Here is a 9,422-nt window from a genome sequence, read left to right as displayed (position 1 = left end):
AGAGCCTGCAGCACTGCGAACCCTGGTAGCCCTCTGGAACCCGGACCATCCATCCGAGCGCGCGGTGGGCAGCACCGTCAGAATGCTGGACGAGAGCTTTCACTGCGATCTGGTGGCCGCTGCCGGAAACCGGGAGATGACACGAATTCATCGTGAGATCACCGACAGGCTGAGGATTGTGCGGCGCCTGGACTTCAGCCGGGACGAGCGTATTGATGCCACTTACGTGGAGCATGCCGCGATTCTGGAGGCACTGCGCAACGGGCAGGCAAGCGAGGCGGCGGATCGTCTCACCCGTCATATCCGTGCCAGCCAGAAGGCCGTGCGGGAAATCACCATGGAGCGAATCCGCGAGGCGGCTGCTGCCCACCGCAGTGAGCAATAAATTGCCTCTCAGGCCCCGGAAATACTGAACCCAGGTTCATAATTGAACCCGCCGAAACGCTTACAGATTCGTAAGATATATCGCACAAACCATGGAGCGATTCTCCGATAGGTAGGAATTCGATACACAGTAGAATGATCAGTGTCAGGGATGACAAGCCAGCAAGGAACGTTGGCTCAAGGATGAGAACTCCAGGGAAGAGCCCTCCGCGGCTCGGGAGTTGCCCGAAGGATCAGGGCTTACAGGGATGATCACAGGAAAGACGCGCTCAGGATGAGTCGCACGCCTGAGGGAACAGGCAGGGGTCAGCCACGGAATCGGGGATCACAAGGAATGTGGTCCCGTCCGTGCACTCCCCGTACCCACAGACATTTCTGCTCTCTTCTTTACATTTCGCTTCTGCTGCTTTGCGCCCTGGCACAAAACCAAAAAACGCAACACAGCTTCAGGAGCTCGTATCTATGAAACGCACACCGCTTTTCGCAACACTCGTTCTGCTGTTCAGCCTGGTTACCGGTTTTGCCTACGCCCAGGACGCCGCTATCAATATCAACACGGCCGATGTGGCTACCCTCGCCAGCCTGAACGGCATTGGCCAGAGCAAGGCCGAAGCCATCGTTGCCTATCGCGAAGCGAATGGTCCTTTTGCAGTTACCGCAGACCTGGCAAATGTGAAGGGCATTGGCGAACGTACCATCGAGAAAAATGCCGCTCGCCTCACCGTGAAGTAATACCCCGGGCAGTGGCGCGCTGCCGCTGCCCTTCCTCTTTCTGAATCCCTTTCCTCCCTCTTTCCGGCTACCCATAAAGTCGTCTGGCAACACCGCGCTCGCCACCCTATTATTGCTGGATAACAATTCAAAAACCGTTGAGCATCCGCACATGGTTGATCCGATCAAGGTTTATCCTGCAAAACCCGCGAAAGTCTATTTCTACGGCACCTGCCTGGTGGACATGTTCTACCCCGATGCGGGCATTGCCGGCGTGGAACTTCTGGAGCGTGAAGGCATTGAGGTGCTGTTTCCCCAGAACCAGACCTGCTGTGGCCAGCCAGCCTACACTTCCGGTTATCACGACGAGGCCCGATCAGTAGCCAGGGCCCAGCTCGACCTGTTCCCCGGCGACTGGCCCATTGTGGTGCCATCCGGCTCCTGTGGCGGGATGATGCGCAAGCACTACCCCGACCTGTTCAAGGACACCACGGATGAGGTGAAAGCCGCCGAGGTCGCTGGCCGGGTCTGGGAGCTGACGGATTTTCTGCTCAATGTTTGCCACATCAAACTTGAAGATTTGGGCGAACCCACCACCGTGGCCATGCACACCTCCTGCTCCGCCCGTCGGGAAATGGGCGTGGCCGAGGTTGGACCCAAACTGCTGGGACAACTCAAAAACGTGAACCTGGTAGAGCAGATCCGGCCGGAGGAATGCTGCGGGTTTGGCGGCACCTTTGCGGTTCGCCACCCGGAGATTTCCAGCGCCATGGTGAGCGAGAAGGTGGATGCACTGGTGGATACCGGCACCAGGCAGTTTGTCACCACCGATTGCGGCTGCCTGATGAACATCGCCGGCTACGCCGAGAAAAACCAGAAGCCTGTTGAAGGCCAGCACATTCTCAGTTTCCTGTGGTCGCGCACCCAGGGCAAAGGGGGCAGCAGTCATGAGTGAGACAGCCGAGCACACTGGCCATCACATCGACGTGAAAGAGTTCCATCCGCGGGCTCAGGCGGCCATTCACGACCCCAAGATCCGCAAGAATTTCCGCAGCGCCATGGACGGGCTGATGTCCAAGCGCAAGACGGCGTTCGAGGGCTGGGATCTGGAAACCCTCCGGGATCTGGGTGCCAACGTTCGCCTCCGCGCCCTGGCCAACCTGCCAGATTTGCTGGAGCAGCTTGAGAAAAAGCTGATCGAAAACGGCATCAGGGTGCACTGGGCGGTGGATGGCGATGAGGCCTGCCGGATTGTGCGGGACATCTGCAAGGCCCGGGATGCCAAGACGGTGATCAAGGGCAAGTCCATGGTCTCCGAGGAAATGGAGCTGAACCATTACCTGGAGGAACAGGGGATCGAAGCCCTGGAATCGGACCTGGGCGAGTACATTGTGCAGTTGGCGGATGAAACGCCATCACACATTATCATGCCGGCGATTCACAAGAACACTGGAGAGATCTCCCAGTTGCTGCACGAGAAAACCGGCACGGATCTGTCCAACGATGTGGAATACCTCACCGCCAGTGCCCGCCTGCAATTGCGGGAAAAGTTCATGAATGCCGATGTGGGCGTTTCGGGGGTTAACTTTGCGGTGGCGGAGACCGGCACCCTATGCCTGGTGGAAAACGAAGGCAATGGCCGGATGACCACCACGGTGCCCAAGTGCCATATTGCCGTTACCGGCATAGAAAAGGTGGTGCCGAGCATGGAGGACGTCTCTGCCCTGCTCGCCCTGCTGACCCGGTCTGCTACCGGCCAGCACATCACCACCTACTTCAACATGATTTCCGGCCCGCGCAAGGCCGAGGAGCTGGACGGGCCCGAAGAAGTGCATCTGGTGCTGGTGGATAACGGCCGCTCGTCGATCTACCAGGACGACGAGCTGCTGGACACCCTGCGCTGCATCCGTTGCGGCGCCTGCATGAACCACTGCCCGGTGTACACACGGGTAGGCGGCCATGCCTATGGCACCACCTATCCGGGCCCGATCGGCAAGATCCTGATGCCGCACCTGATTGGCCTGGACGAAGGCCGGCACCTGCCCAGCGCCTCCAGTCTGTGTGGCGCCTGTGGCGAGGTCTGCCCGGTGAAAATCCCCATTCCCGATCTGTTGGTGCGACTGCGCCAGGAATCGGTGGATGGCGACAAGCTCCACCCGGCCAAGGTCCGTGGCCACGGGGCCAAGCGAAGCTCAATGGAAGCGATGATCTGGAAAGGCTGGGCCTGGATGCACGCCAGCCCCGGCATTTATCGCTTCGGCACCGGTGCCGCCAGCAAATTCAGGGCATTGCAGCCCTCGAAAGCGGGCGCCTGGACCGATTACCGCACGCCCCCCAAACTGGCGGCCAAAACCCTGCACCAGCGAATGAAGGAGCGTGGCCAATGAGTTCCCGGGAAACGATTCTTCAGCGTCTGCGCAACCGAACCGGCGGTGAACTGACGGTGCCGGAGTGCGACTTTTCAGTTCTGGTACGGGATGACTGGTCGACAAAGGAGCGTATCGAGCGGTTCGAGAAGATGATCGAGTCGGTCCACGGCGAGGTGCACCACTGCACCGAAGACATGTGGATGGAACGCCTGGCGGAGGTGCTGAACACCCGCGGGGCCAGGAATCTGCTGATTCCAAAACAACACGAAATCGGACAGTCACTTCGCACTGCCGGTCGTAACGATCTGCCGGAACTGTTGATCTACGACGAGCCTATCGAAAGCTGGCAGTCGCATTTGTTCAACGAGGTGGACGCCAGCATTACGTCCACCCGCGGCGGTATTGCCGAAACCGGCTCGCTGATCCTGTGGCCAAACGAGGACGAGCCACGGCTAATGAGCCTGGTGCCGCCGGTGCACATTGCCGTGCTCCGGGCCTCTGAGCTCTATACCACCTTCCACGAAGCCATGAAGGCCCAGAACTGGGCCGCTGGCATGCCGACCAATGCCCTGCTAATCTCTGGCCCTTCCAAAACCGCTGACATCGAGCAAACCCTTGCCTACGGTGTTCACGGTCCCAAAGAGCTGATTGTGTTGATTATTGAATGATCCAAGGCGCCCTGTTGATCGCCCTGGCTGCCCTGCTATGGGCGACCACGGGCATTGTTGCGAAATTTCTGTTTACCGGTACCGAACTGCAGGCCATTACGTTGGGCTTCCTGCGACTGGCCGTGGCTTTGCCGTTTTTCTGGCTGCTGATGCGACGGGAGCAGGCACGCCTTGAGCGAGCCAATCCGGGCGCTAAAGTGCCCGGCAGTTCCCTACGGAGCCTCACCCGCAAGACCCTGATTCCGCTGGCAGCCCTTGGCCTGTTCCAGGCGTTCTACCAGGGCAGCTACCTTCTGGCCGTGGACCTCACCGGTGCCGGCATCGCCACCCTGATCGCGCTCTGCCTTCCGCCAGTGCTGGTGGCAATTCTTGCTGCGCCTCTTCTGGGAGAGAAGCCCAGCCTTTTGACGGTTCTGTCGCTGTTTGCCGCCATCGCGGGCACGGGCATGCTGGTTCTCAGCGATATGGACACCACCGGTACACTTCGGCTTGCGGGCATTCTGGTGGCGTTACTGGCCGCCTGCGTGTACACCGGTTTCACGCTGACCAGCCGTTACAGCTCTGCCGGGACACCGGTGTTCACCACGGCGTTTATCTGCTTCTTCACTGCGGCGCTGATTCTGTTGCCGGTGGTTGCCCTGTCTGGCGGTTTCGAGGGGCTGGAAACTCTCAGTATCGGGCACTGGCTGATGGTGGTGTATGTGGGGGTGGTGCCAACCTGTATTGGCTATGTGTGCTTTTTCTCTGGCATGAAAACGACACCGGCCACGCTCTCCAGCATCATTGTGACTCTGGAACCGCTGTTTGTAGCCCTGCTGGCCTGGGTGTTTCTGGAGGAGATTCTGGGGCCGATTGGTATTGCGGGGGCACTGATTCTGACCGCAGCGGTGGTGGTGGCCTCCCGCTACGGCCGTAAACCCGCAGCCGGCCAGGAGGCCGGTGCGGAGTAAGGAAGATCAGTCTTCCTTGCGCTGTTTCTCAAGCATGTCCGGCTGCAGGATTTCAATCCAGTAGCCGTCCGGGTCTTTGATAAAGGCCAGGCCTTTCATCTTGCCGTCGTCCGGCTTTTTCACAAACTCCACACCGAGCTTTTGAAAGCGGTCGCAGGCGGCGTAAACGTCTGGCACCGCTACGCCGATGTGGCCGAAGCCCTGGGGTTCGTCGTTGCCATTGTGGTAGCCGAAGTCGTTGTCGTCTTCGGTGCCCCAGTTGTGGGTGAGCTCAAGCATGGCTTCGCGACCGAAGGTGTAGGTGGTGCGGTGGGCATCGTCCTGCGGCACGAGGCCGGCCTGGCGATCATCCAGGTAGCCAAGGAAATACAGGGTGAACTTCATTTCGGGGAAGTCCAGTTTGCGAACGAGGCGCATGCCCATCACTCGGGTGTAGAAGTCCATGGAGCGCTCGGGTTCCTTGATGCGCATCATGGTCTGGTTGAAGACGTAACCTTCGGTTTCGGGAACGGGTTCTTCGTGTAGGCCAGGGGCCTGTTCGAAATGCTTGGGCATGTTGGTTTTCCCTTTTTTTTCGCAGGATTCAGAGGTTATACCTGTGTGCGTTTCAGGGAGATTTCAAGGGCGTGAAAAAAGACCCCGGGGCCAGAGACGAACCGCCGGGGTCTTGAGGGCCGGTTTTTTAGGCCGGCGTTTCTTCAGAGACGCTCTGAAGATCGGTGGCTGGCAGGGCCATGAGGGGGTTCTTTCTTCCGGGAATCCGAACTCGCTTCGCTCAGACAGTCGTTTCCCTGCAGAAAGAACCCCCTCACACCCCTGCCGACCGAACCTTTGGAGTGGCCCGCTTTCAGGCCAACTGGTGTTCTTCTCCTTCGTAATAAGCCTCTACCCTTGGGTTCATTACCCGCCGCCAGAGTGGGGGGAACATTGCCAGGACGATCATTGCGGAGTAGCCGGCCGGTAGTTGGGGAGCCACGTCGTGGTGGCGGAGGATCTGGTATCTGCGTTTGGCCCAGGCGTGGTGGTCGCTGTGGCGTTGGAGGTGGAACAGGAAGACGTTGGTGAGGAAGTAGTTGCTGTTCCAGCTGTGTTCGGGGCCGGTGCGTTCGTAGCGGCCGTTTTCGAGTTTTCTCCGGTGCAGGCCGTAGTGTTCGAGGTAGTTGACGATTTCCAGGAGGGTGAAGGCGATAAAGCTCTGGCCCAGGAAGAAGACGGCGCCGAGCCAGCCGAAGGCGATGGTGAAACCAGCCAGTGCCAGGGCGCTGATGCTGTACCACCAGATCAGTTCGTTGCGCCAGCTGAGGGCTTTGTGGCCTTTGCGTTGCAGGCGTTCGGCTTCCAGTTTCCAGGCATTCAGGAAGTTGCGCATGTAGGCCTGGGGCAAGAAGTTATACAGGGACTGGTTGTAGCGTGACGAGGAGGCATCTTCCGGGGTGGAGACGTGTACGTGGTGGCCGCGCAGGTGTTCGACTTTGAAACCGGCGTAGCAGACCAGTGACAGCAGGAAGCCGCCAGCCCGGGTTTCGAGTTTTTCGTCTTTGTGGATGAGTTCGTGGGCGACGTTGATGCCGAGGCCTCCGACGATGCCGATGGAGACGATCCAGCCAATACTGCCCACCAGGCTGAAGGAGCCGGAAGCCAGTTCCAGCATGCTCCAGACCAGTAAGGCTGCAAAGCCTGCCACCCAGCCCAGGGTAATGGCTTTATAGAACCGTTCGCCGACCATCCGCGGCACGTCGGTTTCTTCATCCGGGTTCAGGGAATCCTTGCCAAGCAGCATGTCCAGTACCGGGATGATCCCGAACACGACCACGGGGACGCCCCAGGAAAACAGGTTCACCAGATCAGTGGCCTGGCCGGCGGCCAGCAGCAGAGGCGGCAGCAACAGGGGCACCATGGCGATCAGGTAGCTGTACTTCTTGAGGGTCAGCAAGATCCTTCGGCGGGTGGCCTCTCGATTTACCGATAACTGCGTTGTGCTCATTGGGTTCTCTCCATCAAATGCTTGTTGGTGAAACTCTGATCACCTGTTGTTTTGTGCATTATTGTCCTACAATACATCAGTCGTCAACATTTCTGGCGAGGTTTTTTGACAATTGTCAGGAAGCCCCGCCGAATCAAGGCGTTGTCGCTATCGCACTCCGAGGCTGTGATAAACTCATGCGCATACACTCTTCCGCCGGTCGGCTTACCGCAGCAGCCGACCGGTTTTTACGACCTGTCCAGAGAGCCTTTATGGATTTTCAGGTGCCGAACACACTGGCCGAGCAGATTGCCAATTACCTGGCAGAACGGATCATGACCGGGCAGATTCGCCCGGGTGAGCGGATTCAGGAGGCCACGCTCGCCGGTGAACTGAAGGTGAGCCGGGCATCGGTGAAGGAAGCCCTGTACACCCTGGAGCGCTGGCATCTGGTGGAGATCACGCCCCGTAAGGGCGCTTCGGCAACCCGGCTGGATGCGGCCCATGCTTCGGAGCTCTACGATGTTTATATGCACTTGCTGATGATGATGGCGGTGCGTTTGTGCGAGCGCTGGCAGGAACGCGACAAGCCTCTGGTGCTTGGGGCGGTGAGCAAGGTTGTTGACAAGATAAACGACGGATCTGCCGACATCTCCGGGGTGGTTGAGGCGAGTTTTGATGTGATGGATGCCTGTTGTGAGGTGGTGGGGAATCCGTATCTCACGGAGGCACTGTCGAATTTCAAGCCGGCGGTCAGTCGGGCCTATTATCTGAGTGCCGATCGGTATCGTCGAGGTTTGACGCAGACCAGTGAGTTTTTTGCCAATCTGCCGCAGGCGGTGCTGGCGCGGGATTCGGTTAAGGCGCAGGCGTTGATTCGGGAATTTGCGGAGCACCAGAAGTCTCTCATTCACCAGGCTCTGACTTCTTAACCTCGACCCTGGAATCCATGGGGTTCGCCGCCAGCGACACTGGACACCGACCACACCCTACCCTGTAAACTGCCCGTCTCACTCTGACGGGCAGCCCATGACTGACTCCACTGAAATCAGCTATTCAAAGCGCGCTTCTGGAAAAAGACTGGCGATGTTCAGTCTGTTGTTTCTGGCGCTCACCGCTGCCGGGCTGTATGCCGTTTACCATCTGTTCGCCGAACGCACCCTTACCTTCGATACCAGGCTGATCGCTCCGGGAACCCTGTTATCGGTGGCTGGCCTTCTGCTGGTTTATTTCATCTCGGATGGCCTTCGGCTCTATTTTACCCTGAGAGCCCTGGGGCACCGGCTTCCCCTGCCGGCCATGGTGCGGCTGGTGTTTATCAATCTGTTCTTTTCCAACATCACGCCGATGGCCACCGGGGGCGGTTTCGCCCAGATCTGGTTTCTGAGCCACCATGGCGTTCCGATTGGGCGTGCGACGGCTGCGACCACGATCCGGACGATCCTGGCGGTGCTGTTCATATTTTCGCTGACGCCGGTATTCCTGCTCACGCTCAAACCCCTGGACGGCAATTCCATCACTGGCGATATCGGCACCGCTCTGGCAGTTCTCATTGTGTTGTACCTCGGCTTTTTCCTGGTTCTGCTGCTCCGGACCCGCTGGCTGATCGGCCCGTTGACCCGATTGCTGAGCGCCGCACGCCGGCTTCACCTGATCAGCGAACGCCGTCATCAACGCTGGCAATTCAAGGCGCGCAGGGAGATGCTGCGGCTTTCCCGGAGCTTTGGCGATTACCTGCGCGGCGCCCCGGTATTCGTGTGGCTGTCGATTCTGTTCACTGCGGTATTTCTGCTCAGTTTGTTCAGTTTCCCGGCGCTGCTGATGCACAGTCTGGACTACAGTGTTGATTATGTGGTGTCGGTGGGGCTGCTGGTCGTCACAACGTTCGTTATGTATTTCTCGCCCACCCCGGGTGCTTCCGGTATTTCCGAAGGTATTTTCGGGAGCTTTTTCCGGGATATCCTCTCGGGTAACCACCTGATACTGGTCATTGTCTGCTGGCGCCTGTTGACCATTTACCTGGGCATGATCATCGGGTTGGTAGTGCTACAGAAGGAACTTGTTGCCAATCGCAGGAGAGCCGGATGATTTTCCGCAACCCACTCAAGCTTCTGTTTTATCTGTGCTTGTTGGTCGTGCTGCTGCTGGTCGGCTACAAGACCTACCTGAACCTGTTCACAGAGGACTTCGAGGGCGTTCATACCGAGCAGGTAGAACAGCTTCATCGTCAGCTCCAACCCGGCGAGCCTTTCAGCTTTGCGGTGGTGGGCAATATCAACAACTCGGTGGGGATTTTCGAGGACCGTATTATTCCGGAACTGAACCGGTCCGGACTCGATTTTATGGTCTCTGCCGGCAACGCGGTCAGTGGTGGCGG

Annotated in this window: 10 protein-coding genes and 1 pseudogene; 9 read left to right on the top strand and 2 right to left on the bottom strand. The window is 58.6% G+C overall.

The window, feature by feature from the left end; all coding sequences use genetic code 11:
• The 6 genes from B2W52_RS18945 to B2W52_RS18920 all read left to right on the top strand — a co-directional run.
• Positions 1-385: FCD domain-containing protein (locus B2W52_RS18945; protein WP_286803903.1), on the top strand; the 385-nt coding region annotated here is incomplete at its 5' end.
• A 461-nt stretch (positions 386-846) separates the two neighbouring features.
• On the top strand, positions 847-1,116 hold the full coding sequence (locus B2W52_RS18940; protein WP_008175232.1) for a ComEA family DNA-binding protein: 270 nt from the start codon (positions 847-849) through the stop codon (positions 1,114-1,116).
• A gap of 151 nt (positions 1,117-1,267) precedes the next feature.
• Positions 1,268-2,050: a (Fe-S)-binding protein gene (locus B2W52_RS18935; protein WP_008175233.1), complete on the top strand. Its 783-nt coding sequence runs from the start codon at positions 1,268-1,270 to the stop codon at positions 2,048-2,050.
• Positions 2,043-3,482, top strand: a complete 1,440-nt coding sequence (locus B2W52_RS18930; RefSeq protein ID WP_008175234.1) for a LutB/LldF family L-lactate oxidation iron-sulfur protein — start codon at positions 2,043-2,045, stop codon at positions 3,480-3,482. Before B2W52_RS18935 ends, B2W52_RS18930 begins: the two co-directional genes overlap by 8 nt.
• Entirely contained in the window at positions 3,479-4,132 is a 654-nt protein-coding gene (locus B2W52_RS18925) for a LutC/YkgG family protein (RefSeq protein ID WP_104270684.1), read from the top strand. Before B2W52_RS18930 ends, B2W52_RS18925 begins: the two co-directional genes overlap by 4 nt.
• A complete protein-coding gene (locus B2W52_RS18920; RefSeq protein ID WP_053112909.1) occupies positions 4,129-5,082 on the top strand; it encodes a DMT family transporter in 954 nt (317 codons plus the stop codon). Before B2W52_RS18925 ends, B2W52_RS18920 begins: the two co-directional genes overlap by 4 nt.
• Before the next feature lie 6 nt (positions 5,083-5,088).
• Here the strand turns inward: B2W52_RS18920 and gloA are convergent, their stop codons facing one another.
• Both gloA and B2W52_RS18910 read right to left on the bottom strand, forming a co-directional pair.
• Positions 5,089-5,637: a lactoylglutathione lyase gene (gene gloA / locus B2W52_RS18915; protein ID WP_273018226.1), complete on the bottom strand. Its 549-nt coding sequence runs from the start codon at positions 5,635-5,637 to the stop codon at positions 5,089-5,091.
• A 292-nt stretch (positions 5,638-5,929) separates the two neighbouring features.
• Entirely contained in the window at positions 5,930-7,066 is a 1,137-nt protein-coding gene (locus tag B2W52_RS18910; protein WP_273157348.1) for an alkane 1-monooxygenase, read from the bottom strand.
• Positions 7,067-7,317: 251 nt separating this feature from the next.
• Here B2W52_RS18910 and B2W52_RS18905 point away from each other — a divergent pair, with 251 nt between their 5' ends.
• From B2W52_RS18905 to B2W52_RS18895, 3 genes and pseudogenes are all read left to right on the top strand, one after another.
• Complete coding sequence (locus B2W52_RS18905) at positions 7,318-7,977, top strand: GntR family transcriptional regulator (RefSeq protein WP_273070623.1); 660 nt, start codon at positions 7,318-7,320, stop codon at positions 7,975-7,977.
• Between the two features lie 97 nt (positions 7,978-8,074).
• Positions 8,075-9,133 (top strand): lysylphosphatidylglycerol synthase transmembrane domain-containing protein, encoded by a 1,059-nt coding sequence (locus B2W52_RS18900; protein WP_273018224.1) that lies wholly within the window; start codon positions 8,075-8,077, stop codon positions 9,131-9,133.
• Positions 9,130-9,422: pseudogene (locus B2W52_RS18895) on the top strand (glycosyltransferase family 4 protein); the annotation flags it as partial. The gene B2W52_RS18900 and the pseudogene B2W52_RS18895, both read left to right, overlap by 4 nt.

It is taken from the genome of Marinobacter sp. UBA2498, assembly GCF_002341575.1.
GTDB lineage: Bacteria > Pseudomonadota > Gammaproteobacteria > Pseudomonadales > Oleiphilaceae > Marinobacter > Marinobacter manganoxydans.
The sequence above is the reverse complement of the archived record's forward strand: the minus strand, read 5'-3'. Positions and strand labels throughout refer to the sequence as shown.